General features: G+C 54.6%; 21 protein-coding genes and 1 tRNA gene. 15 read left to right on the forward strand and 7 right to left on the reverse strand.

The window, feature by feature from the left end:
* Positions 1-209 (forward strand): hypothetical protein (locus tag LAO76_07110; GenBank protein MBZ5490684.1); only part of this gene is annotated, 209 nt, incomplete at its 5' end.
* A gap of 370 nt (positions 210-579) precedes the next feature.
* Here LAO76_07110 and LAO76_07115 read toward each other — a convergent pair.
* On the reverse strand, positions 580-2754 hold the full coding sequence (locus tag LAO76_07115; GenBank protein ID MBZ5490685.1) for a winged helix-turn-helix domain-containing protein: 2175 nt from the start codon (positions 2752-2754) through the stop codon (positions 580-582).
* A 377-nt stretch (positions 2755-3131) separates the two neighbouring features.
* Here LAO76_07115 and LAO76_07120 point away from each other — a divergent pair, with 377 nt between their 5' ends.
* A complete protein-coding gene (locus tag LAO76_07120) occupies positions 3132-11558 on the forward strand; it encodes a choice-of-anchor D domain-containing protein (GenBank protein ID MBZ5490686.1) in 8427 nt (2808 codons plus the stop codon).
* 235 nt (positions 11559-11793) lie between these two features.
* Here LAO76_07120 and LAO76_07125 read toward each other — a convergent pair whose 3' ends face one another.
* The 4 genes from LAO76_07125 to LAO76_07140 all read right to left on the reverse strand — a co-directional run bounded on the left by LAO76_07125 (position 11794) and on the right by LAO76_07140 (position 15624).
* Entirely contained in the window at positions 11794-13134 is a 1341-nt protein-coding gene (locus LAO76_07125) for a TrbI/VirB10 family protein (protein ID MBZ5490687.1), read from the reverse strand.
* Positions 13131-14048 carry a hypothetical protein gene (locus LAO76_07130; GenBank protein MBZ5490688.1) on the reverse strand — a complete coding sequence of 306 codons (918 nt, stop codon included), beginning with the start codon at positions 14046-14048 and terminating at the stop codon, positions 13131-13133. Before LAO76_07130 ends, LAO76_07125 begins: the two co-directional genes overlap by 4 nt.
* Positions 14045-14521 carry a lytic transglycosylase domain-containing protein gene (locus LAO76_07135; GenBank protein MBZ5490689.1) on the reverse strand — a complete coding sequence of 159 codons (477 nt, stop codon included), beginning with the start codon at positions 14519-14521 and terminating at the stop codon, positions 14045-14047. The genes LAO76_07130 and LAO76_07135 overlap by 4 nt, the downstream gene beginning before the upstream one ends.
* 194 nt (positions 14522-14715) lie before the next feature.
* A complete protein-coding gene (locus LAO76_07140) occupies positions 14716-15624 on the reverse strand; it encodes a MoxR family ATPase (protein MBZ5490690.1) in 909 nt (302 codons plus the stop codon).
* 185 nt (positions 15625-15809) lie between these two features.
* Here LAO76_07140 and LAO76_07145 point away from each other — a divergent pair, with 185 nt between their 5' ends.
* Together LAO76_07145 and LAO76_07150 are read left to right on the forward strand one after the other, a co-directional pair.
* Positions 15810-16208: a helix-turn-helix domain-containing protein gene (locus LAO76_07145; protein ID MBZ5490691.1), complete on the forward strand. Its 399-nt coding sequence runs from the start codon at positions 15810-15812 to the stop codon at positions 16206-16208.
* 177 nt (positions 16209-16385) lie between these two features.
* The gene (locus LAO76_07150; GenBank protein MBZ5490692.1) at positions 16386-17399 is read left to right on the forward strand and encodes a site-specific integrase; all 1014 of its coding nucleotides are present in this window, start codon (positions 16386-16388) and stop codon (positions 17397-17399) included.
* Between the two features lie 23 nt (positions 17400-17422).
* On the opposite strand, the gene LAO76_07155 is transcribed toward LAO76_07150, so the two are convergent.
* Positions 17423-17497: transfer RNA gene (locus LAO76_07155), tRNA-His, on the reverse strand.
* 89 nt (positions 17498-17586) lie between these two features.
* Positions 17587-17811 carry a zinc ribbon domain-containing protein gene (locus LAO76_07160; protein MBZ5490693.1) on the reverse strand — a complete coding sequence of 75 codons (225 nt, stop codon included), beginning with the start codon at positions 17809-17811 and terminating at the stop codon, positions 17587-17589.
* 72 nt (positions 17812-17883) lie between these two features.
* On the opposite strand from LAO76_07160, the gene LAO76_07165 reads away from it, so the two are divergent.
* The 11 genes from LAO76_07165 (at position 17884) to LAO76_07215 (ending at position 25478) form a co-directional block, all read left to right on the forward strand.
* Positions 17884-18882: an alpha/beta fold hydrolase gene (locus LAO76_07165; GenBank protein ID MBZ5490694.1), complete on the forward strand. Its 999-nt coding sequence runs from the start codon at positions 17884-17886 to the stop codon at positions 18880-18882.
* Entirely contained in the window at positions 18882-19751 is an 870-nt protein-coding gene (locus tag LAO76_07170) for a hypothetical protein (GenBank protein ID MBZ5490695.1), read from the forward strand. The genes LAO76_07165 and LAO76_07170 overlap by 1 nt, the downstream gene beginning before the upstream one ends.
* 654 nt (positions 19752-20405) lie before the next feature.
* Entirely contained in the window at positions 20406-21767 is a 1362-nt protein-coding gene (locus LAO76_07175) for a hypothetical protein (protein ID MBZ5490696.1), read from the forward strand.
* Between the two features lie 180 nt (positions 21768-21947).
* The gene (locus LAO76_07180) at positions 21948-22520 is read left to right on the forward strand and encodes a hypothetical protein (GenBank protein ID MBZ5490697.1); all 573 of its coding nucleotides are present in this window, start codon (positions 21948-21950) and stop codon (positions 22518-22520) included.
* Complete coding sequence (locus LAO76_07185) at positions 22517-22981, forward strand: phage virion morphogenesis protein (GenBank protein ID MBZ5490698.1); 465 nt, start codon at positions 22517-22519, stop codon at positions 22979-22981. The genes LAO76_07180 and LAO76_07185 overlap by 4 nt, the downstream gene beginning before the upstream one ends.
* A complete protein-coding gene (locus tag LAO76_07190; GenBank protein ID MBZ5490699.1) occupies positions 22978-23124 on the forward strand; it encodes a hypothetical protein in 147 nt (48 codons plus the stop codon). Before LAO76_07185 ends, LAO76_07190 begins: the two co-directional genes overlap by 4 nt.
* A gap of 18 nt (positions 23125-23142) precedes the next feature.
* Positions 23143-23430: a hypothetical protein gene (locus LAO76_07195; GenBank protein ID MBZ5490700.1), complete on the forward strand. Its 288-nt coding sequence runs from the start codon at positions 23143-23145 to the stop codon at positions 23428-23430.
* Positions 23431-23520: 90 nt separating this feature from the next.
* Positions 23521-24270 carry a hypothetical protein gene (locus LAO76_07200; GenBank protein MBZ5490701.1) on the forward strand — a complete coding sequence of 250 codons (750 nt, stop codon included), beginning with the start codon at positions 23521-23523 and terminating at the stop codon, positions 24268-24270.
* Positions 24271-24464: 194 nt separating this feature from the next.
* Positions 24465-24776, forward strand: coding sequence for a hypothetical protein (locus tag LAO76_07205; GenBank protein MBZ5490702.1), 312 nt, complete (start codon positions 24465-24467; stop codon positions 24774-24776).
* Positions 24777-24826: 50 nt separating this feature from the next.
* Positions 24827-25057, forward strand: a complete 231-nt coding sequence (locus LAO76_07210) for a hypothetical protein (protein MBZ5490703.1) — start codon at positions 24827-24829, stop codon at positions 25055-25057.
* A gap of 214 nt (positions 25058-25271) precedes the next feature.
* Complete coding sequence (locus LAO76_07215) at positions 25272-25478, forward strand: hypothetical protein (GenBank protein MBZ5490704.1); 207 nt, start codon at positions 25272-25274, stop codon at positions 25476-25478.
* Positions 25479-25516 lie beyond the last annotated feature (38 nt).

Consider the following 25516-nt stretch of genomic DNA (forward strand, 5'->3'; position numbering starts at 1 on the left):
TTGAACCGGGGCTAACCGTGGATGTGTTCAACAGCGCCGGCACGAAACTGGGTACGTTGAGTGGAACTCAGATTCTAAACCTGACATCGCCTGACCAAACCTCTTTTACGATGGTTATCAATCTCGGTGCTACGGCGGGAACGTTTGGTATCGAAGTGATCAATCCGGGTGGTGCACGATCGACACGATTTATCTTCTCGACGCATTAATCAGGCAAATTGCTGTTGCTGATTAATTGTGAGGGAATACCAGTGATTCCAATTGTGTTTGTAAATTTTGCTGATTGCGTAACGGTTATGCAGAAGGATTTCATTGTGGGAAGTCAAACCAAACCAAAAATCGAATTGCTCTGGCAGTCATTGCAACGAACTGAGTTCCATAAGAGTAGTGCGCCGCCTATTGCAATTTGTATTTGCTCAATGTTGGTTTCTTTCTGGGACTATCAAGGGGCAAAATTGCCAGAAACTCCGATGCCGACACAACGCTAGACGGCTTGCTCAACATTACGAACTCGATGCGGGCTGAATGTCGTGGATAAATTTTTGACCATACGGCCCTGTCGACAAATTTCTTTGTATCTTAATTTCCCCACTCTAGGACATAAACTTCAGTGGCCGCGAACCCATGAAGCAAAATGGGCGAGTTGTCAGGGGTAAGGCCAAACCAGAATTGCACACGGCCGGGAACATTCTGTAGAGGAGTAAGATCTACGACTGCGGTGCGTCGTCTGTCTTTGATACGAACCTCTTCGATTTTTGGATTTGGTCCCTGCGGACTATCTGCATAGATGGCGTGAGAGTCGCTTGACCAGTTAATGTTGTCACCAGTCACTGAATCGGCCAGCACGGTCCATTGTCGCTTTTTCACATCGAACAGCATCAGCTCATGGGATTCATTTTGCAGCGCTGCAATGTAGTTTCCATCTGGAGACCACCGCGCAGTCTTGAATCCGTGCGACCCTGATATTCGATCGGCCCTTCTGGCGGACAAATCAATCCATCGTACCCAGCATGTTTGCGTCTCCTCGCATAATACGTTGCCATACGCGATTTTCTTGCCGTCTGTGGACCAAGTTGGGGCGCCCTGACCGTCATTGCCATTGGATGCCTCTATCGGGGTGCCGCCATCTTTCCCGATCAGATAAATCCTCCACGGCTTTCCGGGGAACTGGCCCATGAATGCGATTTGGCTGTCATTGGGCGACCAGGCTGAGAACTCGACAGCCATGGGAGGCTGCGTCAATCGGAGTGCGTCGGTCCCATCCACGCGGCTTCGCCACAGCGAATTGTCCAGGGTGCTTTGGTAGGTAACCCACTGGCCGTCCCGCGAAAACGCCAGGAAAATAGCATCTCGCAACCGTTGAATATAAGCTTCGAAAGTTTTCTTCTGGGCGTCGAATTTTAAAAGCTCGCCACGATCAGCGCCTCCCTGCAGTAGATAAACTTTGTTTCCGGTTTCGCCGGGTATTATTGTTTCGATGGAACGCAATGTTACTGGAAGTTCAATCTCGCGCCCCCATCCAGTCCACCAGTGGTTTTTTTGCACTATTGAAACGGAGTGCTGGCCATCAGCCCGGCGCTTCACGCAGAGAAAGTTTTTGTCGTTTTTTGTCCATGTCCAATCCAGGCACGAGTCCAATGGAAGCTTGGATTGAGAGGCCGGGCTTGGGTTCCCGTTTTTGTCGACGGTGATTTCCCATGCTGATTTTGGCGTACCAGTGTTGTCGCTTAAGACGAACCTGACCACATCGCCCGAAGGCGACCACGTCAAGTTGGTAGGACCCGATGGGAATGATCCGAGGGTATGAGAGGCTGAACCATCTGAGTTGAGCAAAAGCGCAGTTGTTCCGATTACACATGCAATGTGCCGGTTGTCGGGCGACCAGCGGGCAAAACGACACAGCGCATCGCCCACCGGATGTGCTTGTCCGCCATCAACAGAAATGGTCCACAGCCGCTTCGCCAGTTCCACTCCCTCAAAAGACGAGACAAGGATGCGCTGACCATCCTTGGAAATATCTTGCACATCCACATTGGAAAACTGCGTGTCAACCTGTTGCGGAGGCCCGCCCCTGATGGGAGAAGAAACCAGAATATGCCGGTTCACTTCAAATTCATTGTAGAAAAGCCTGCTCCCGTCGGTTAGAAGTCCACCTTTGCCTTGGCCATCATCCGTGAGAGGCTCGAACCTGAGAAGATGGGCGCTACTTGTTGAACGTATAAGAAAAAAGATGAGCACACCCGCCAGGGCGGCCAAAAAGAAGCTGATGCGGAGCAATGTTCGCCAGTTAGTCCGCTGGACCGGCAGCGCCGAACTTTGGCGCCTTGGTTCAACCGCAGGGATATAGCCGCTATGTTGCACAGAGGCCTGGCTTGAATTAGATCCTGCAAGAGCAGTTTCACCGGGAGAACCGAAAGCAGTGGGCCTACGGTCCTTGATTTGCACAGCCACCAAAAACCGATAGCCTTCTTTAGGGACCGTTTGAATGTATGTGTTCCCGCTTTGGTCTTGACCAAGGGCTTCTCGGACTCTACTCATGGTCACATCGACGTTGTGATCATTGATATGAACATTCGGCCATACCTTGGCGATCAATTCCTGCTTCGTGATTAACCGGCCGCCGCCTTCCACGAGCACCAAAAGCGTATTCAGTTCTTTTTGAGTGAGCTTTACCTGCTCTCCACCGTGTTGGAGAAGCCTTTCCTGGGGATCTAAACGAAATTGCTCAAATTCATAGATAACGTTCTTTTCCATTGACATAGGCGCTTGACAAATATTTGAGGAATCTTTGAATTGACCTCGCAAGATTACTTAGCTAGTGTCGCACTCGCTGACGCTTCACTTTTTGCAGACACAGGCCGTTAGAGTTGCAAAAGTTTTGCACTGGGGGCTCTGCTTTTCATCAAGACCGATGCGCATAGCCTTCCGGCATTTAGCCCTTATGTTTCTGCCCAATAGTGTGTCGAGATCGCCAATTTTATTACGTCCTGCGACCGAACGTAAGTGGAAATGAATACCGTGAACCTGGGAGAACCACAGAGGGACTTTGGCCTTATTGGCGGCGCCAAGGACGATGAGGAAATGCTTAACAAGCTATAGGTTGACGAGCGAACTTCCGAAAAGGAGGCATTATGTCAAGGGGACGAGCGGAATGCGCACGGCCGGTGCGCGCGGCGGAGACGGTCATGTGCTTTGGCGCGGCAATCAAGACCGTGCTCCTGAGCCTTCTGGGACTGGGAATCTTCCTGCATACGGGTTTAGCCGAAGCTCAACAGAATCCCCCAAATCCGGCCAGCCGGCCGATTCTGTTTGTTTATGGTTTCTGCGGGGACGCTACCGGTGATGCATGGAATAACTTGTATTCGTGGGATAACTTGTACAACAGCCTTATTGGCAGACTGGATCCGACGCTATACCCTCATGCTGATCCAAAGTATGTGCCTTACCGAGCCTGGTATGACGCGGGGGCAGACCAGGTATTTTTTCAACAGGGTGTGACTCCAGTTCCGGAGGCCTTGGTTCCTTATGACGCACGCTTTTTTATCATGACCTTTTATGACCCAGTTAACAAGACTTTTAATATCGCAGATGTAGCCAACATATCGATTCTGAATAAAGCCTACGAGCTGTCCAGGGTAATCAAACGGATCACGGCCATTACCCACATTAAGGACGTGATCGTGATTGCCCATAGCCAGGGAGGTTTGGTAGCCAGAGCATATATGGAGAATCTGGCATCCAAAAGATATTGCTATGCCCGATACCCTTTCACCGGATTTCCTGACTATGACAATGGTGTGTGTGCTCCGGGTGAGGACGACGCTTTTTACGCTTACGACACGGCAGACCTCATTACGCTGGACACACCCAATGCCGGCACACCCCTGGCGACTTTTGAGCTTCCACCTGGCGTCTGCAGTCTCTCTGAGTCGGTGAATAGAACCGAATTGCAACCAGAGTCGACGTTTCTCCAGGCGCTGAACTATGCAGGGACGATTGCCAATAAGTCGGCCGACAAGAACCCTCAATCCATTCATGCACTTTATTCTTACTACCCTGACTCTAAGGTCAGTTGGACCGACCCCGCGGGAACTCTAGGCTTCTCCGACGACATTGTGGGGATAGAGAGCCAAAAAATTACCCCGAACCTACCAAGCTCCGAGTCCTTAGCGCATCTTGAGGATTTGAGTAACCCTTTGGATTCGAGTGTCTGGACCAAGACTTTCTGTTGGCCATCGCTCATTGGGCTTACCCCGGGCCCGATTCCGCACCTGAACCGATGTTTAGGTTTTCTGCAGGTAACTCAAGATTCAACCTACTTCACGCTGGTTCCACCGCCGCCGAAGGCGCTTATTACCCCAGGTCAACTTACCAGCATCAAGGTCCAGGCAACCCTGAATGGCCAGGCTTGGCCCCCGCCCGGCTCAGACCCTCAGCCTTTGAGCTACACGCTGTTTGGAAGCTTGGGGAACTCTGCGTCGCTCCAACCGGGCAGCCAGGTTCCCCAGACTTTTTCAGATCTCCCACTTGGTGAGTACCAAGTCACTAACATTGGGCCGGGCCCCGGGACCTTGTCCTGGCCTATCCTTGTGAGTGGAACATCTGTCAACATACCGAGTATTCTGACCAGCACGCTCGGTTCCAATTTTTCCAGTCCCACTGAAAACATAGATGGCAACGTATGGAGCCTGACATTCACGCTCAATTTCATAAGCAGCCCTCCGCTTGCACCTGCGGTTACCACCTCGGCGGCCTCGAATCTGCAATGTGATACAGCCACGCTCAATGGCACCGTGAATCTCAACGTATCGGCTGCCAGTGTGTACTTTGAGTTTGGTACTGACAGTCAGCTTTCTAATTTCACGCAAACAGCTGTCCAGACAGTTCCCACGGGAACGGCTCCGGTTTCCTTTAGCGCAGTTAAGACGGGCTTGGCTTGCAATACGATCTACTACTATCGTGCTGTAGCCAGCAATGGTCCCACTCCAGTTCGAGCCACTAACATACTGAGCTTTACGACGCTGAGCACGCTGCCGGCGCCGACGCTGATTGCCCCCGCTAACGGCTCGACCGGTGTTGCTCTACAGCCCACATTCTCCTGGAGTGCTGTTCCCGGCGCCACTAGTGGTTACCGCCTGATTATTGCCACAACTCCTTCGGCGCTGCCCACCGATCCTACAGATCCTAATTGCGGAGCAGGCTGCGTGCTGAATTGGCCTCCGTCGGGATCGTTTACCGGGAACTCGTTCACTCCGCCTGCCGGGACGCTGTTGTCCGGTACGGTTTATTACTGGGAAGTCCACGGCCGCAATCCCTATCAGTATGGAAACTGGTCGCTTCCGGTCGCCAGCTTTACGACGGCAAGCGATGCCGGCGCCGGCGACTTTTCCGTCAACATCAGTCCCACCTCGGAGACTATAGTTGCCGGCGGCTCGGTGACTTTTGCTGTAACCACGTCCACCATCAGCGGTTCACCACAAAGCCTGGCCCTGAACGTGTCAAATCTGCCGGCCAACGCGAAGGCCAGCTTCGACCAGTCCACGGTGATTTCAGGACGTACTGCCTTTCTCACAATCGCCACTTCGTCCAACACTCCGCCCGGAAGCTATACGCTGTTCCTTTCCGCGGTGGGCAGCGCAGGCGCGCATGTAGCTACTACCACTCTTGTGGTGAATGGAAGCGGCCCCACAGCAGAGGCGCCGGCAGTTACGACGGATTCAGCCGGAGCGATTACCAGTACATCTGCCGTGCTGAACGGTGCACTTAACCCGAACGGGTCTGCTGCTTTGGGATGGTTTCAGTACGGCACAGATCCATCCTTCGGGACCTATCAGGAGACGGCTAACCAGAATGTTGCGGCGGACAATTTAAGTCACAATTTCAGTGCCAGCGTGAGCGGGCTCACCCCCGGCAGTACCTACTACTACCGGGCTGTGGCGTCCAATATAGGCGGCCGCAACCAGGGTAGTTCGGTAAGCTTCACCACGACATCGTCGACTTACACATTGTCTGTTTCTGCCAGCGGCGGAACGGTGACGAGCTCTGACGGCGGTATTAATTGTCCGGGAAGCTGCTCCCATCAGTACCCGAATGGAGCATTTGTAACACTAACCGCCAATCCGCCGATCGGAAGTGTCTTATTGAATTGGAGTGGCACCTGTACCGGCGATGGCCAGTGCGTCATAGCCATGACACAGGACCAATCCGTTACAGCAATTTTTCTAAGCGGCGCCGGTGCTGACTTGACAGCGGCAGTTAACGGAAATGGCACGGTGAGCAGCAGTGATGGCAACGTAAACTGCACCTCAACCACCTGCACTTACTTCTATCCGGCCAATACTCCGGTGACGTTGACGGCAAATCCATTGCTGGGCAATACCTTCACTGGCTGGGGTGGCGCTTGCACAGGAAATGGTTCTTGCGTCCTGTCTATGGCTCACAATACGTTGGTGGAAGCAACCTTCACGAGCGCGTCCGGCAATACGGCAATGGCGCTTTCGCCCGGCACAATGCTTACGGTTGCCGGTAATGGCATGCAGGGTTATGCAGGTGACCAGGGACCGGCAAGTGGCGCTGAAATGTATTTCCCTCTAGGGGTTTCAGTGGACAGGGACGGTAACGTGTTCCTGGCTGACTTCGACAATAATCGTATTCGCCTGGTCAACACCCAGGCAAGCCCGATTACGGTGGCCGGGGTAGCGATCCCGCCCGGCGCGATCGCTACCATTGTAGGCACTGGTGTCGCCGGCTCTTCAGGCGACGGCGGACCACCTAATAGCGCCCAAATATGGGGTCCGATTGCGGTTGCGCTGGACGCCGCAGGGAATTTGTATCTTTCGGATGCGAATAACGACCGCATTCGAGTAGTGAATCTTCAATCGAACTCCATCTCAGTATTTGGTGTGAGCGTTGCGCCGGGAACAATTCAGACAGTAGCCGGGAATGGTACTCAGGGGTACTCGGGAGACGGTGGACCAGCGACAAGCGCCGCACTCGCCATTCCTCAGGGTTTCGCGTTTGATCCAGCCGGCAACCTTCTGATTGCCGATTGGGCAAACCAGCGCATTCGTCGGGTTGATAAGAATACCGGGGTCATAACCACATTCGCGGGTGGCGGCGCAAACTGCGCCCAGCGGATTGATGGGCTTGGCGACGGCTGCCTCGCCGTTAACTCTACCGTGACTTTTCCTACTGCTGTGGCCATAGACAGTTTTGGGAACATTTTTATTGCTGACGGACTATTTCGCATCCGGGTGATTTACCAGGGCGGGAATGTTCCCGGCCTGTCCAATCCCCAAACACAACATATTTACACCTTAGCGGGCGCCGGCAGCGGATGTGCACAGCAAACGAACGCTGCCGGAGATGGATGTGCTTCCACTGATGTGCCCGGCATAGTGGGAGAAGGTTTGGCGCTCGACCGGGGCGGCAGTCTCTATATCGCCGATTCCAGCCATGCCCTCCTTCGCAGGCTCGATCGTGTGACGGGAATAGTAACCACCGTGGCCGGTAATGGAACTGTCGGCTACTCGGGCGATGGCGGAGGCGCTACCAGCGGCGCATTGGCGTTCGATTCGTTCCAGTATGGCAGTATCGTAACCGCGGATAACAATGGGAATCTATACTTTAGTGATTCATCCAACAACAGAGTCAGGGAAGTCCTCGCCGCTGCCGCTCCGCTCAATTTTCAGGAGACAAACGTAGGTAGCACCAGCGTTGCGCAACGTTTACTTCTGGAGAATAGCGGCACTGCGATCCTGAGTGTGCCCACAATAGCCGTGAGCGGGCCTGATCCCAACGACTTCTCCGAAAGTAATACCTGTAATTCCAGCATTCAGCCCGGTGGAAGCTGCACGATTTTGGTGACCTACACGCCGAGCCATGCCGGCAACAGCACAGCGACCCTGGCCATATCAAGCAGCAATGCAACCAACTCTCCGCAGAGCGTAGCTCTGAACGGAACGACGCTGAGCAGCACGGCAACGGCGTTGACGTCGAGTTTGAATCCGGCCACGGCACTTTCGAGCGTGACCTTCACAGCTACGGTAACCTCGAGCCAGGGGACGCCCAACGGTTCAGTGACTTTTACCGACGGTCCCATAACTTTGGGTACTGGCGCGGTAGACGCTTTTGGCGTCGCAACCTGGTCTACCTCCAGCCTTTCGGCCGGTACGCATTCGATCGCAGCAAGCTATGGCGGCGATGCCACGTATGCCAGCAGCACGGCGGCGTTGGCGCAGGTCTTGCAACCGGCGCTCCCCGTCATTACTTGGGCAGCGCCAGCACCTATTATCTCGGGGACAGCGCTCTCGGCATTGCAATTGAACGCGACTGCTTCGGTTGCCGGCACGTTCATCTACAACCCGGCTGCAGGCACGGTACTGGGAGCGGGGCCACAAACAGTCTCCGTGACTTTCACACCAACAGATACCACCGATTACTCCGTGGCGACCGCGACGGTGTCGCTCATTGTGACGTATCCCGCCATTACCGTTGCACCGTCCATTGGAAACTTTGTCGATCAACCGGTAGGAACCGCGAGCCCCGGGACAACTTTTACCATTCACAGCTCTGGGACTGCGGAGCTGACGCTGCAGCCGATCACGCTGGTTTCCGGCCAGGTTTTCCATGTTGTTGCAAATTCCTGCGGGGCGAGTCTGGCGGCAGGCGACAGTTGTACAGTTTCAGTAACGTTCAATCCGGCAGTGGGAGGGCCAGCGAGTGATTCCTTGCAGATCAACTCCAACGCCTCGCCGGCTGTATTGACGCTTCCGCTTCAAGGCACGGGCATAACTCCATTTGCCAGTCTGAGCGTGAACAGCGTGAACTTCGGCTCCCAACCAATCGCCAGCGCCACTGCAAACACTGTTACGCTGACCAATTTTGGCGCGGCAGCGCTTTCCGGTATAGCAATCAGTATTGCCGGCGCCAATCCGTCCGATTTCTCCTATCAAGCCGACGGGTGTTTGGGCACAACTCTTGTAACTCATAGCAGTTGCCTCATCACCGTCACCTTTTCCCCTCAGGCAACCGGCCTGCGGAGCGCGACCCTGGCCATCAGCGACAACGCCCCCGGCAGTCCTCAAATAGTCAGCTTAACTGGCACTGGATCAACTGTGCCGCTCGTGGTCACCCGGCAGGGAACCGGAAATGGCACCGTGATGAGCAGTGATGGATCCATTAGCTGCGGCGTTACCTGTTCGGCAAATTTTAATAGCGGAACCATAGTCACTCTGACGGCCACACCGGCATCGGGATCAGTCTTTACCGGATGGGGCGGAGCCTGCTCTGGCACACAACCGTGCAGCGTCACGATGAATGCGGCTCAGAGCGTGATTGCCACCTTTATTCCGGGTGTTCCAACAGGGGATCTCTCCGCGACTAGTCTAGTTTTCGGCTCTCAGTTGGTAGGTGTGGTTAGCCCTGTTCAAGTAGTGACACTGTCAAATTCGGGAAACGCATCCCTTGGCATCACTTCCATTGCGTTAGCTGGCCCCAACGCGAGTGACTTCTCACAAAACAATACCTGCGGTTTAGCACTGGCAGCCGGAGCAAGCTGCACGATCAGCATCGTGTTCACACCTTCAGCATCAGGCCCTCGAACTGCTTCTGTGACATTGACGGACAGCCTTGGTGTACAAAACATAACTCTGACTGGCACAGGAATTGCACCTGCTATCAGTTTCTCTCCGGCTGCACTAACATTCCCGAGCCAGCTTGTCGGAACCTCGAGCACGTCGCAGGCCATTACCGTACAGAACACGGGAACGGCCTCCCTTCCCATGACATCCGTGGTACTCGGCGGCGCCAATGCCGGCGATTTCTCACAAACCAATACCTGCGGCACTAGCCTGGCAGCCGGTATGAGTTGTACAGTCAGCGTGATATTCACGCCTTCATCTTTTGGCAATAAGACTGCAACTTTGGTCCTGACCGACAGTGTCGGAACACAGAGCGTAGATGTCAGTGGCACAGGTACAGCAGCATTAGCAGCCTTATCCCCTGCTAGTCTGGCTTTTCCAAATCAGCCGGTGGGCACTCCTTCGGCTGCACAGGTAATCTCGCTCGCCAACGGCGGCAACATCGCTCTGAGCGTAGCGAGCATCAGCCTCACAGGGGTCAACAGCAGCGATTTCGCGCAAACAAACACGTGCGGAACAAGCGTTGCAGCCGGATCAAGTTGTACCATCAACGTTGTTTTCACGCCGAGTAGCGCAGGAAGCAAGAGCGCAAGCATCGCGGTCGTAGACAGCGTAGGAACGCAAACCGCCACGGTCGGCGGATCCGGAACGGCCCCTGCAGTCAACTTATCAAGCAGCAATCTCATTTTCGCTAATCAGACCGTCGGCACGAGCAGCACAGCTCAAGCGGTGACACTCACCAATTCAGGCAACGGAACCCTTTCCATTAGCAGCATTTCAATCAGCGGAGCGAATAGCGCCGACTTTGCCCAAACCAACACGTGCGGCACCAGCCTGGCAGCCGGAGCAAACTGCACGATTAGCATCACGTTCGTCCCAACTGTCGCCGGCACTCGCACTGCGGCAGTCACCATCGTAGACAATGCAGGTACGCAGAGCATTTCCTTGACCGGAACAGGCGTGGCCGCCGGACCAGCTGTGCAGTTGACGCCTACGAGCCTTTCCTTCGGCGTTCAACCAGTGGGTGTGTCTAGCTCCGTGCGGACCATCAATGTCGCCAACACGGGCGGTTCGGCACTCTCCATCACCAGTGTCAGCGTTGCTGGCACAAGCGGAAGTGATTTCATCCAAACCAATACCTGTGGTACGAGCGTGGGAGCAGGAGGCACATGTACCATCAGTGTCACATTCAAGCCGGCGGCTGCCGGTCTCCGATCTGCTGCAATAACACTGCAGGATGGCGTGGGTACTCAGACGGTCCCATTGGACGGCATTGGCCAAGCGCCTCTGACTTTTTCGCCGACTAGTATTGCCTTTAGCAATCAAGCACTTGGAAGTACGAGTGGATCTCAAATCATAACTCTGACAAATAACACCGGTGTCTTGGTCAGCTTCTCATCCATCGCAGTGATCGGGACTAATGCCGCCGATTTCGTCCAGTTGTCCACAACGTGCGGCCAGACGCTGGCATTGACGTCCTCTTGCACCGTGACCCTGGAGTTTGCACCTACGGCAACAGGCACGCGGACTGCAGCATTGACCATAACGGATGACGCGACCAACAACCCGCAAAGCGTTGCGCTCAGCGGCTCTGGCATTTTGCCTGTCACGGTAACTGCATCGATCAGCTTTGGGACGCAAAAGGTTGGTACGACAAGCCAGAACAAGTCGGTTACAATTAAAAACAACCTTCCCACCCCGCTGACTTTTTCTACTTTCTCTTTTGGAGGAACGAACCCAGGCGACTTCCGGCAAAGTGCAACAACATGTGGTTCAACTTTGGCTGCTGGCGCGAATTGTACAGTCAGCATCGTGTTTTCGCCAACGGCACCCGGATCACGCAGCGCAGTGTTTAATGTCGCAGACAACGCGATTACAAGTCCTCAAAGTGTTGCTTTGACAGGCACAGGAAAATAGGATCCCTTTGGACAGCATTCTCGCCGATGTTGAGGGGCGACTGTTTCGGCTTACGTGGTGCCCTTCAATGTTGGTACGGTGTGGTCTCTGAAGTCATCCGTTTCTGAAACCTACTGGGTGTGGAATCCTGCGCACCGTTACCTCCAATGACTGTCCAATGAGCCTTCCTCAGGGTTCTGAAACCGTTTTTAGATCTGTCACGGCAGAGATCTGAGCCGCGACAGCGTTCAAGGACCTATTGATTTGATCCGGGCAACGTAACACTCTGGTTGAGCTCTCTCTGGAGTTGCAACAACTGGCGCAGCTCCTGAAGGCTCGTCGATCCCGGACCCGGCTTTTCTCGTGCTTTATCTTCAGCGGTGGCTGCACTCTGCTTTGCCGCCTTCTGCAGTACCACATACAGCTCGGTTCCGGCGGGCACGGAAACGACAATACGTTGGGTGATGGCTAGGTTGGCAATGGTCTGATCCGATGCCTGCCCGATGTTGTTGCTCACCCGCTCTCGCAACAGGTCGCCCTCGCTCAATGGCTGATTGAGATTGCCCCTTCCAACCAGCGTCGCCGCTATTTCGCCGACGCCAGCGAATGAACGCACCAGAATATTTTTGCCCGCGTTCTTGCCCTCCACCTTGCCCCGTAGCGGTCGGAGCTGAAGGTCGGTCGCTGCCGCCTCGACCCCGACGCTCGACCCATCGGGTAGAAGGAGCGAATCGAAGCGGATGCCGACATATCCGGAGCGGTCCGCTGCCTCCAGATGCCCGAATGCCTTTGCGCCCGCCGGTACCACAATTTCTCCATTCTGCTCGTAGTTGTACTCGATGACCGCAACCACAGGCGTCCGGACCACGGTGCTGACCGCTGACTCAAGCCTTGCCCGCAACCGCGAGCCGGGAGGCAATCCGATTCCCAGTTCAATGGGTCCCACCGTCTCGTTGCTTCCACCACGAGTCGAGGGAGACGCATTGCTTTTCACGAAGACGAGCGAAGGCTTGTCCATGAGATCGCGCTCACTCTTGGTTCCCGCTGTTTCCCGGCCGGTCTCGCCGCTGGCGGGTTCCAAAGGCTGTGCGCCGGGCTGATAGGCCGGCGGCTGCCATGTCTGAGGGTTCTCGAATGGCTTTACCCCGCCAAGCATAGACGGCATGGCTGGCTTGGGTTGTTTCTTTGCAGTTTGTCCCACAAGTTCAGCCGTTATCCGGTCAGAATCGCTGTTCTGTGCCGGCGCGCGTCCTGCATCGAGGATGGGAGCGACACTCGCTGCATTGGTCAGGCCGCTGCTGGTATTGGAGTTTGCCTGCCCCTTCCTATCTCGCGAAGCCCTCAATTTCTTCTGCGTCGAAGAGGAATTGATGAGCCCATTGAATGCCAGTGCCAGTATCAGCATGAGCACTACGGCGCCGACCGCCAAAACCAGCAGCCGCTTGTTGTCCTTGAGCGACGTCTTCGCCGTCGTTTGTGAAGGTGCTTCTATCCCTTTGGGTTCCTTCTCTATCGGAGCCGCCGAAGCTTTTAGTTCCTCTGGCCCTTGCTTCACGGTGACACCTTCGCGCTTTCCGTTCATCTCAACATTCTTCATTGCGTGCCTCCAACACTGGTAGCTGTGAATGGCACAGGCAACAGGATCGGTCGGTCCACCCTCTCCGCCTCCGCCAACTGTAGCTGCAGCCGCTCGCTCGACTCCTTGAACACTGGCCGTTCGAATATCACCACGCCATCCGCCCGTTGTCCGGGCGCCAGGCGGCGCGTGGTTAAACGGTATTCGGCGATGGCAACCGGTTCGGCCTTAGTCCGCTTGCTGCTTTTTCCATGGTCATTGCTGCTCAGTTCGAGTTGCGGCGGCAACAATTCAACCACTCGTTTTGAGCTGTTGAGCACGGAGAATCCGAGAATGGTCTGATGGTCCTGCTCGACGCTTTCACCGGTCGCTGCCAGAATCTCCTTTCCTTTCCACTCCGGTGACGGCAAACTCCTTTGTCTTGTGAGTTCCCGCGCAAGAGGGTCAGGTCTTGGAGGATCAGAAGATGGAGGGCCAATCGTAGCGGGGGGCCGTATTTCGGCGATTACAGAGCTCTGCGTCTCCTGGTCGATGACCATACTGCGCCGCTGGTGGTATTCAACGACAAAGTCCACACGCGCATCGATTACCCCCTTGCCTGCGCTGACCAGTTGCAGGCTGATCTGCTGCCCGGATTTGGTTGTGACCAGGGCATTGCTCTCGCTCGGCTCCGAGGTAATAGGCTTCAGAAACACCATCCGGGGCGCGGCCTCGGAATGTTCCGCCTTGAAGCTAGCTGGATTCCCAAGGACCACCGACCTGACCTCCTCGGGAAACCTCACCGAGGTCGTGTAGCCAGGCACGAGATGAATTAGCGTTACCTCGCCCTCCTCGATTGGCAGGCTCGTGATCTTGGGAATGACTCTCCCATTCTCCATTTGCGCCGTGCCGACCGTGGCCACGAGGTATATAAAAAACACCAAGTGCACTCTCATCTGCTTCTCCTATAAATGGGTTGTGAATTCACTTCCTGCGAATGCTTTTCTCGCTCATATCTTTCGCGAACGCTCATTACATAGGCGACCACCTCCGGGGTTGAATAGCGGAGACCCCGGCGCTCAATCGCGCCTTCGCCTGCGTAATAGGCCGCTGCTACCAGCCGCAGGTCTCCATGGAACTTGTTCATCAGCCACGCCAGGTAGCGCACACCGCCCGACACGTTTTGGCTAATATCACATCGGTTCCGCACATTAAGCCGCGCCGCTGTGCCGGCCATCAGCTGCATCAGCCCGGCTGCTCCTTTCCGCGAGACCGCGCATTTCTGCCATCCGGACTCCTGGCTGACAATCGCACGCACAAATTCCAGAGGCACTTGGTAATGCCGTGCAAATGCGGTGACGTAGTATTCAGCTTCGCGCTTTGATTGGCTTGAACCGTTTGGAGTCGTAGCCCAAGACCGGACTGCCAATGTCAATACCAACAGCAATACGGCCCATTTGAGGGAAAGTCGAAGGCATGGTGTCCCATCTACATCCTCCGGCTTCGGGACTGGCTGTCTTGTGAAAGTACAACGTGGCTTCATTGTTGTACTTTTCTTAATGATGCGAAAATTGTGACTGTACGCATCGTACGCATCTTTGTAAATCACATAACGCCCGCAAGTCATCGCTCCATCGCCTCCTCGCTATATTGCCGGGCATCGTGGATCAAGCTGGCCCATCCGTCCCTCAGCATCAGTTTTCTGCGATCTGCTTCTGTCTTCGCCAGCAGCGGCAGGAGAATGTCGCGCATCTCGGCGGTAATCTCGTCCTGCCCAAGCACTTCGAGGGCTTGTGCAAGGTCTAACATTTCTGAAATCGACGGTGGCTTTTCGAGACTCCAGCCGCGCAGGGCTTTCGCAAGCCCTGCCATGCCGCGATGAAATTCAGGACTCTGGTTTGGCGTTCGCAGCCGAAGGATTTTCGCTTCTGTCTCCGGTGACGGGTGCTCGATCCTCAAATAAAAGCTTCTTCGCCGCAGTGGGTCGCCAATCCGCCGTTCCTCGTTTGAGGTAAGCACAACAAAGGGAATGCTTTGTGCCTTGATCACGCCTAGCTTGGGAATGCTTAGCTGAAATACACTGAGTACCTCAAGGAGCATTGCCTCGAATGCTGGGTCAACTTTGTCGAGTTCGTCGATAAGGAGCACACAGGGCTTCCCGCATTCGAGCGCCCGTAGCAATGGGCCGGCAGTGAAAAACTTTCTCGTGTGCAGCTCTGCTTTGAAACCTTCCCATTCTTCCGCGTTTGACTTGATGCGCAGATCGACTGCCAGGTGCTGTAGCGCCTCGTCAAATTTGCCGATGGCTTTCTCTTCGTTGATGCCTTCAAAGCACTGTAAGCGCTCGACTTCAGTACCGGTTGCCTTGGCAACTGCATAGGCCAGTTCCGTCTTTCCGCTTCCCGGAGGCCCTTCTAGCAGTACCGGTTTGCTCAATCGGTTAGCCAGATATACAACCGTTGCAGTTACCTCATTCGTGATGTAGCCGACTGAAGCAAGTGCCTCCTCGGTCTGCTTGGGAAACAGGAACACAGCGACTCCTTGTCTTTGTGACCTTGATAAGCCATGGCCCGAGAAAGAACATAAGACCGAACGAAAACCCCGTCAAATTTGCTTTGGAGAAATGACGTTATTTGACCGAGCGTCAGACCTGTTTTACACATGCTGGCGTACCTCCTGAAGTCTTAACGGGGAAGTGCATGATAAGCAGGCGAAAGATGTCAACCAAAAATCTCACGGAAACCAAGAGCGATCCCTTTCGTCCCCATCCGAAGGTCGAACGCGAAAAAGCCAAGATGGGATCGGAACGACGTCCTCCTGCGGCTGCGAGCACATATCGCACACTCACGGACAATTCATCGTTCCTGCAGCCGAACCCCGAAGCCAAACGCCTCCAGGTCATGCCAGTAGTTTCCAGCCTGGTCGACGCAAGGGAAGCGGCACGGTTCTTATCATGCAGCCCACGAACTGTGAAGCGAATGGCGGAGGCTGGAGAAATTCCCGCTATGCGTATTGGGAACAGATGGCGGTTCAGTCTGAGAGCCCTTGAAAAATGGTGTGAGGAAAGGCTATCTTCACGACAGCGCAATTCGTGTCCGTCGGAAAGGAGCGAATAGTTGAAGAGGACACGAAACTCGTTTCAGAAGGGTTATATCTCTTTACACAGAAGAGCCAGCGGTGACCACGTTTGGATATTTCGCTGGCGTGACAAAAGCGGGGTTCAGAGAGGCGAAATCTTCGGTACGATTTCGCAATTCCGAAGCCCCTCCCGGGCCCGCGCAGAAGCTGAACGTTTGAAACTCAGAGAGAAACACCTCGGAGCGGATAACGCCGAAAAGAACGGCACGATCACGTTCGGTGAGCTGGTTGAACGATACAAGAAGGAGCAAATGCCGGAGCGCTACTCGACCAGACACAGTTACATGTCGTGGCTGGATGTACACATTTTGCCCCGTTGGCGCTATTCGTCCATCGAATCGGTGGCCGACCCGCTGGTTGTCGAGCAATGGCTGGCAGAAATCGATCTGTCACCCAAATCAAAAGGGCATGTAAGAGGATTGATGAACATCCTGTTTACTCTCGCCATGAAATGGAGACTGTTTCCAATTGGACGTAATCCCATGGAACTGGTCGCTATCAAAGGGGGAATAAAGCGGAGATACAGACCGGCTATCCTGTCCCAGCGTCAAGTTGCCGTTTTGCTCGAGAACATTCCTGAGGATCACGTGCGTTTGTTTGTGATTCTTGGGATGTGCTTGGGCTTACGTCTGTCGGAAGTGTTGGGATTGCAATGGGGCGACATTGATTGGAAAGAGCTGCAAATCTCCGTAAGACGCGGTGTTGTGCAGGGACGCATGGGGGAACTTAAAACCGAGTACTCGGAAGCGCAAGTTCCCCTCGACCGACAGCTGGCAATATTACTTCGCCGCTGGAAGTCGAAGGTGGAATTTACAGCTCCTTCCGATTGGATTTTTGCGAGTCCTTTCGCTGGAGGCAGGAGCCCGTACTTCCCAACCGCGGTGCGCCGGAAGATCCACGCAGCAGCTGTGCGTGCAGGCTTGACCCATCTGCTGAAAGGCGAGCCGACAAAGATCTTTCGACATTCTTATCGCTCATGGATGGGGGCCTCGAACACTCCTATTGCGATCATCAAGGACCTGATGAGGCATGCCGACATCAGGACCACGATGAACGAGTATGGGAATGCCATGCCTGAGCCGATGCGCAGCGCCAATTCGAAAGTTGTGCAGATGGCGTTGCGCTCGCAAAGAGCTAATTGCACACGCGTTGCACACGCGCGTTTGTAACTCGTTGAGTTGACTAGGAAATTTGGGGTGGGTAGTGGGGGTCGAACCCACGACATCCAGAGCCACAGTCTGGCGTTCTGCCACTGAACTATACCCACCATAAAGGCTAGAAACCCATTTTACACGATTTCGGCAGCCCGCCCGGGCCAATGCGCATGCCAGTCGATGGGCTGAAGTAAACAGACCGCTAATTCATGCTGCAGGAGCCCGGGCCGCGAGGATCGCCGCAGCTCCCGCACGGGCCGCTTGCAGGAGTCGTTGCGCGAGACTTCTCGCCTCCTACGGCGAAACTGGAAAGCTGCTGGCTCAGCCGCTTGCTCTCACATTTGGGGCAGGCGGCTTTTTGTTTGCTCATAACAATGGCTTCAAACTGGTGGTTGCACTGCTGGCAGACGTATTCAAAAATCGGCATATTGCTGGCTCGTTTAAAATAGTTACAGCATCATTATTATAGGCGAACCCGCAAGTGTTGGTTTCTAGCAGCATGGCTGAAAATCCAAGAGACCCGATTTTCGATCCATTTATTCCGCGCCGCTATCTGCGCAATCGCCACGCCATGACGCTGGCCGGCAACTTCCTTCCCCGCAAAAATAGCCTGCCCGCGCCAGAAGAATGTTTGTATAGGGTTGATGCTGATACGCAGGTCCTGTGCCATTGTCACTGGCAAGCCGATGCCGAGCGCCGCCCAACTGTAATTATCGTCCATGGGCTTGAGGGTTCAAGCTTGTCACAATATGTGGTTGGCAACTCCGCCAAAGCCTGGGACGCTGGAATGAACGTTGTGCGGATGAACATGCGTACCTGCGGAGGGACGGGAAAGCTGACGCCCACGCTGTACCACTCCGGGCTTTCAAGCGATGTGGGCGCGGTGCTGCGTACGGTGATTGAGCAGCGAAAAGTTTCGCGTGTGGGATTGATTGGTTACTCGATGGGCGGCAACCTGGTGCTGAAGCTTGCCGGTGAACTGGGCGCTGATGCGCCTGCCGAACTGAAGGCGGTGGCGGCCGTTTCTCCAGCGGCGGATTTGGCTGCCTCGGCCGACGCTATGCACATGGGCGGCAATCGTATCTATGAATGGAAATTTCTTGTCAGCCTTATGCGCACGTATGAACGCAAACGTAAGTTGTTTCCCGGCAAATATAAAAAGGTTGATCGCTTTCCCACCACTATTCGGGAATTTGATGATGTGATTACCGCGCGTTATTGCGGCTTTGAAAATGCGCAGGATTATTACACCCGCTCCGGCGCGTACCGCGTGATTGAAAAGATCGCACTGCCTACTCTGGTCATCCATGCCACAGACGATCCTTTTATCCGTCTGCTCCCGGAAACTCGGGCCAAGATCGCGGCTAATCCGCGCATTACGCTGTTGGAAACCGCTCACGGCGGCCACTGCGCTTTTTTGGCGCAGCCAAATGGATACGACGGGCGCTGGGCGGAACGCCAGATTATGCACTTCTTTCAACATCATGGAATGATCTGATGCAAACCGATTTTTCCGTTGAGTTGGGCGGCGACGCTCCGGCGCTGGAAATCCCGTGGCGATCTGATGATCCCGGCGTGCGCTACTATGATCTCAAAATGCATCCTGAGCTTGTGCTGCAAATCCCTGAAGCACGCGCCTATCCAGAACTCACTTCGTTTCTTTCGCGCATCAACGCTGCCGGATTTCCGCTGGCAACCGCAAAGTGTGACGTGTGGTCAAGCAGCAAAGTCGCGCCAGAAGAAGAGATCTTTGGTGATCGAAAACTTGTGTCTTACGTTGACCTGATATTTATTGACGAAAGCGACCGTTATTCTTTCGAAAAGCATGAAGCGTTTGTCAAAGAGCTTTGCCGGTTGCTTGGCCATGCCCCTGAAATCGCTGCCACTGTAGAACTGGTCGTGCGCCACTGTTATTACCACCAGGAACGTTCGGTCTCTGAGAGTGCTGAGCCGGAAGGTCGATCTCTATCGCCGACGAGAGAGCCAGCTTCAACTTCACCAGGAAAACCTGTAGAGGTTTATGAGCAGGCCGATATCGCGCGTTGCATTGAGCACGTAGATTCCACCATAAGGGCAATGCATTTTGACGGTCCCGCCGGCGCTACGGATGACGACGAGCATTTGGATGTCGTTACTCAGAACGAAACTGCTAATGTGACCCCGCTGGACGAAAACGATGATGACCGATTGCGAGACGATCCCCGTATGGACGGCCCGAACGTGTCCGTCACGGGTTTCTGCATAACAGCGTATGTGACTGGTTTTGGCGATAGCGACTACGACCCGGTGCGTCGATGGACAATCGGACTGAATCTATTGCAACACGCCATTGTGCAATTGATTTCCAATTCACAGCCGAGCCTCTAAATGCCTGAAGTCCCTGATGTAATTGTTTTCTCCCAACTGGCACACGAGCCCTTAACTATGGAGTCCCGCCACTAAGCAGCCGTCGCAAAGCGTGCGCATTTCATAATCTACATAAGGTTAATGTGATCTCGAGTCAAAGCCAATTCAACTGGGAAATATAGGTAAATACAACCAAAACTTATAGTTAAACGCTCTCAACGAACGTTCAGATAACGCCCGATTCAAAGTTCAATGCAGCGCGTGAGACCAGCGACACGTGACGCTGAAGGCCGAGGTGACAAGGGCAGCATGATTTTGAGGGCAGTGTCAGGACCGTCGAACCGAGCGACGGGAGTTTGGGCAGCCAATTTGGGCAAAAGCGACGTGCGATTTTATGCAACGACCGCAGCAAATGCAATGCGATGTATAACGCGAGAGGCAAGGGCAAAGTCAATGGCGGCGTGAACATGAGTCAAGCGAGCTTGGGACTCAAGGAAGATGGGTTGTCGCGCATGTGAGGGTCATGACATGTAAGATCGGGGAAATGAAAGGATTGAGAAAACGTGAGGATCGGATAAGTGTTTATGTCGAATAAATGTAGAGGATCGAGAGATGTGAGGCCCAGAGACATGTGGAGGATTGGGGAAATGTGAGGGGTTGTGGAAATGCGACGGGTTGTGGAAATGCGACGGTAGGGAAACGTGGCGGGCGCTACGTAACCGCCTGCCTCGGCAGGTGAGCGACCGTGGCGATCTTGCCACGCGCTGGAAGGCCATTACCGGCGTCAACACGCAGGGCTTCGAACTCGGGGTTGCTCCGGGCCGCCGCTCAGCGGAAATGAGCGTCACCGAGCAGGATTACGTTGCGTCCTACGCGGGCCTCGGACTCGAAGCTTCCATCGACTGGGAAGCAGTCTGGTCCGGCGGTAAAGAGTTCGATAACAAAGCCACTCTCGTGCAGTCATTGCTTCGCGCAGTCATGATTGGCGAAGAGAACGTGATTCTCAATGGCAATGCATCCATGCCGTTGGGCACGCCAACTGCGCCAACCGTTGCGTTGGCAAACGGCGGAACACTGGGCTCCGGACTGAGCCTACTTGTTTTCGTGACGGCTCTCACCGCGCGCGCGCTTGCCAACTCCACTGTTTCCATCAGCGGCGTGCCTTACGGTCAGGTAACGCGCGTCAACATTGACGGTACGTCCACGCAGTATGGCGCGGGCGCCAGCGCCATCAGCGCCGCATCTTCCGCAGCCGTGACTACTGCTGGTCAGCAGACTGTCGTAGCCACTGTGCCCGCTGTGAAGGGTGCAGCCGGATACGCGTGGTATATCGGCACCAGCGCTGCAACTGCAACCTTGAACACAATCACCACCGTGAACAGGGTCACCATCAGCGCTCCGGTCGCGGGCACCCAGTTGGCAAACGCGGCAAACTCCAACACGGATGGGTCCGCGAACGCTCTGGTTTTCGACGGCTTTCTTACGCAAGCATTGAAGTCCAATGCCGGTTACTTTGCTTCGCTTGACGGCAACACGCTTACCGCCGACCAGGCAAACGGCATTCTGAAAATTGATACGGCGCTACAGTGGTTCTGGGACAACAAGCGTCTTAGCCCCACGGAAATCTGGGTAAACTCGCAGGAAGCGCGCAACATCAACAAGAAGATTGTTGCTTCCGGCGGCGTGCCGCTGTTCCGTTTCACTTTGCCGGGGGGCACTGGATCGGAAGATGACAAGCCGGCTCTGCTGGGCGGCGCCAGTATTGCAAAATACTGGAACAAGTTCACGCAGCAGTTCCTGGACATCCGCATCCACCCAAACCTGGCTCCGGGAACGATCTTCTTCAACAGCTCGGAAATTCCGTACCCGCTTTCCGGCGTGGACAACGTCTCTTTTGTCCGCTGCCGCCGCGACTATTACCAGATCGAGTGGCCCGTCGTTTCTCGCCAGTATGTCTATGGCGTATATGCCGACGAGGTTCTCGTCTGCCGCGCACCGTTCTCGCTTGGCGTAATTGCCAACGTCGCTAACGGATAAACGATTCATCGGCGGCTTGATTGCCGCGAATCGCTGCCGATGCTCCTCGCCTGCCAACCAGCAGGCTTGAAGGAGAAGGAAGGCAGTCTGAGGTTCCTCTCTGCCCAGACTGCCTTTCTCTTTTCAACTTTCACACAACAGCGTTGCGCTGCGAACTGTTTCTTTTTTTGGAGGTCACCAATGGCTGCCGCACCTGACGATCTTTGCACCGTTGCAGAACTCAAATCGTGGCTGCCCAACCAGGGCAATAATGACGATGTCACTCTGCAAAGCCTTATCACCAACGCAAGCCTGCAAGTCTTGCAGTACATTGATCGCCCGCACATATTGTCATCGGTGCTTGGGCTGCTGACGGAAAACTATGACGGTAATGACTCGGACCGGCTGCTCCCGCGCAATTTCCCCATCATTTCTGTCAGCAGCGTCAACATCGATGGAGTCAGCATCCAGGCGGCCACCACTTCTACCACCGCTGGGTATCTGTGGGACGGACGGCGCATCTTGCTGCGTGGGTTCCGCTTCTGTTGCGGTGTGCAGAATGTTCAACTTTCGTATTCCGCTGTCTATCCCAGCGTGCCGCTTGACTTGAAGCAGGCGGCCATTGAGGCATTCGCCCTTACGTATCGCCAGCGCGTCCGCATCGGCGAGAAATCCAACAGCATGAGCGGCCAGGTAAATGTTTTGTTCGATATGGGCGATGTTCCGCCGCGCTCCATGGCCATTTTCAGCCAGTATCGGAGGCTAGCGCTGTGATTAGCGTCCAAATTGACGATTCCGCCATCCAGCAACTTCAGCAGCGGCTTGCCGGACTCGCGCCTTGCGTGGTGGCCCAGGTTTATGAGGCGCTGCAACCGCTCATTTATCAGTCATTGCGCAGCGCGGTACCAAAATATTTTGCCGGATCGGCGAGCAAGGGCAGTTCCAGTGATCTTCTGACTTCGCGCAGCGGCAAGCTACTCAATTCGGTCTTGCAGTCGATTGGGACGAAGACAAATGGCGATAGCCTGACGGTCAGTATTGGGTCGGAACTGCCCTACGCCCGCATTCACGAATACGGAGGCTTCGCGGGCCGGCGCGGACCATATAAGAAAAAGGACGGACATCGTTCTTACATTCGACCACGGCCTTATTTGCGTCCCGCAATCAATGATCTTCAAAAGGCATTGCCTGCTCTGCTTGAGCAGGCGATCCAGCAAGTTCAGGTGTCGCAGTGATTTTTCCCCGCGAGCAAATTTATTCCGCGCTGTTCTCCGTGTTGCAGGGCGCGCTCCTCACGCCGGCTGGTCCGTTCAAAACGGTCAGCCGGCGCTGGCAGGATCCTTCGCAACTCTCACCCGCGGACCGTCCATCGCTCTAGCAGGTGCAGAAGGACGAATTGACGGGGACCAGCGTGAATGGCCTGCCTATCCACGCCAGTCTGACGGTTGAGCTTGTTCTTTACACGGCGGGAGACAGCGAACCCAATTCGGTTCCTTCCACTGAATTGAATTCACTTCTGGACGCCGTGGAAGCGGCCATTCGTAGCGCGACGCCGGGAATTGCGCAGTCGCTTGGCGGCAAGGTTTCGCACTGCCGCATTGAAGGAAAGATTGAGATTGTTGAAAACGTAGTTGGGTCCATCGCTCTCGCAGTGGTGCCCATAGAAATTCTCACCACCGCTTAAGACACCACATTCAGCTCACAAGCCGCGGTCATTCCGCGGACTTCAATTTATGGGAGTGCAGGGCCGGCTCCCCAAAAGGAGAAACAAAAAATGTTTGAATTTGGCGCAGGTACCTTGTGGGGCTTTCCCGTCGGCGGCAATACCGCCGCCAACCCCACTCCCATGAAATTCGGAACGCTGCAGGATGTCTCCCTCGATATTTCGGGCGACGTCAAGCAGCTTTACGGACAGAAACAGTTTCCTGAGGCTGTTGCCCGGGGAAAATGCAAGATCACCGGCAAGTCAAAATTTGCCGCGATTAACGGCAAAATGTTGAATGACCTGTTCTTCGGCCAGACGATGCCGGCCGGCATGAAACAGGTTTCTCTTGATGAATCTCACGCCATCCCCGCTACGCCTTTCCAAGTGACGATTGCCCCGCCGAACTCTGGCGTGTTTGTGCAGGATTGGGGAGTACGTTACGCGGCCACCGGGCTTCCATTTACTCGCGTTGCCTCCGCCCCTGTGCTGGGACAATATTCCGTCACCGCCGGTGGGGTTTACACGTTTGCCTCGGCGGATAACGTGGCCGGCGCCGTAGCTCTTATCAGCTACACGTACTCGCTTGCGGCTGTCGGATCACAGCTCAATATCACCAACCAGCTCATGGGCTTCGCGCCGACCATCCAAGTGTTGTTGGAAAACGTTTACAACGGCAACCAATTCAACGTGCTTCTCTACTCGGTTGTGGCGTCGCTCAGCTTCGTCACCAAACAGGAAGATTTCATCATTCCAGAGTTTGACTTTGAGGCCTTTGCCAACGCCGCCGGCCAGGTCATTGATATGTATTCCAACGAATAGCTCAACCGAGTTCACGAAGATTGGAGCCGGGGTCCCCAACCGGCGCGCTCTTTGGCCGGTTGGGGTGGAACGCCGCCGGCCAGGTCATTGATATGTATTCCAACGAATAGCTCTCTCTCCCATGCGGGCCAGGCTCCTTGCCGCGCCCGCTTCTTTCTATCCATGGCTTTGCCAATTTCTATCAGGAGGAAATCATGCTTAAGCAACAAACTGTCCCCACATCACTGGGAGAACTTACGGTTTCGTCACTCACGCTCGGTGAACTGCGCCAGCTCGATTCGCTGTTCCAGGAAAAACCTTCCGCGGAAAATTCCGGACTGGCTTCATTGCTCCGGTATCTGCCCGTGATCCAGAATGCCGTAAGAAAAGTACATCAAGACCTGACCGCCGAGCAGCTTGAGAACGGCCTTACGTTTGATGATTTCAATGTTCTTTTCAACGCCATGCTTGAAGTGTCCGGTCTGAAGAAGGCGGCCGCGGGGGAACCGACTCCGGTACCGGTATAGCTGACTGGCCGTTTGTTTTTGGCCACGTCGCCACCGCTACCGGATGGACGTTGTATGAGATCGAGCAGCTGACTTTGTGGGAATTGAATGATCTGATGGCGTACTGGAAGGATTATCCCCCGACGCACGTTCTGGTGGCGGCGTATTTGATGGGAGGCAAGCGGAAAACAGCCGGCAAGACTCAAAAATTATCGGATGCGAACTTTGGAGACTTGAAACAGGCTGTGTCTTGGGCGGGGGGAAGCATAGTCAAACAGCTTCCTCAGTTCTATAAGGCTTAACTTTATAAGGTCTAACCGGGCTGGTAACAAGAGGGGTACCTTTAGAATCTTCGTTTTTTCGGTGTCGGTAATTTTGATCTTTACAACAGGTGAAATCGTCCAATAGTATCTCGGGTTGCGATTACCAGCAGGTGGAGTTTCTCGTCGCCACTCCAGAGCTGGTGAGTGTTACAGATGTAACGGCTGACACGAATGCCCCGGAAGCCGATTATTCATGGAAGTGGAAGGTAACCGGTCTGGGACAATGTTGCGTCGCGATGGTAAAGTCTTTCCTGCCCTGGATCCTATTCAGCAGGCGGAGTTACAAACACACATCCATGGTCTCGTTGAACTGCTTCCAGTACCGGTTCCGGCAGAAGACTTCATCGGTTATGGCAAGGTTAAATTCCAGAGAATGATCGACGGCTGGCGCGTTCACTAGCTGATGTCGGAGAACTTATGTTTCGCCATGGAGGGCAT

The sequence above is a fragment of the Terriglobia bacterium genome, assembly GCA_020072645.1.
Classification (GTDB): Bacteria; Acidobacteriota; Terriglobia; order Terriglobales; family Acidobacteriaceae; genus Angelobacter.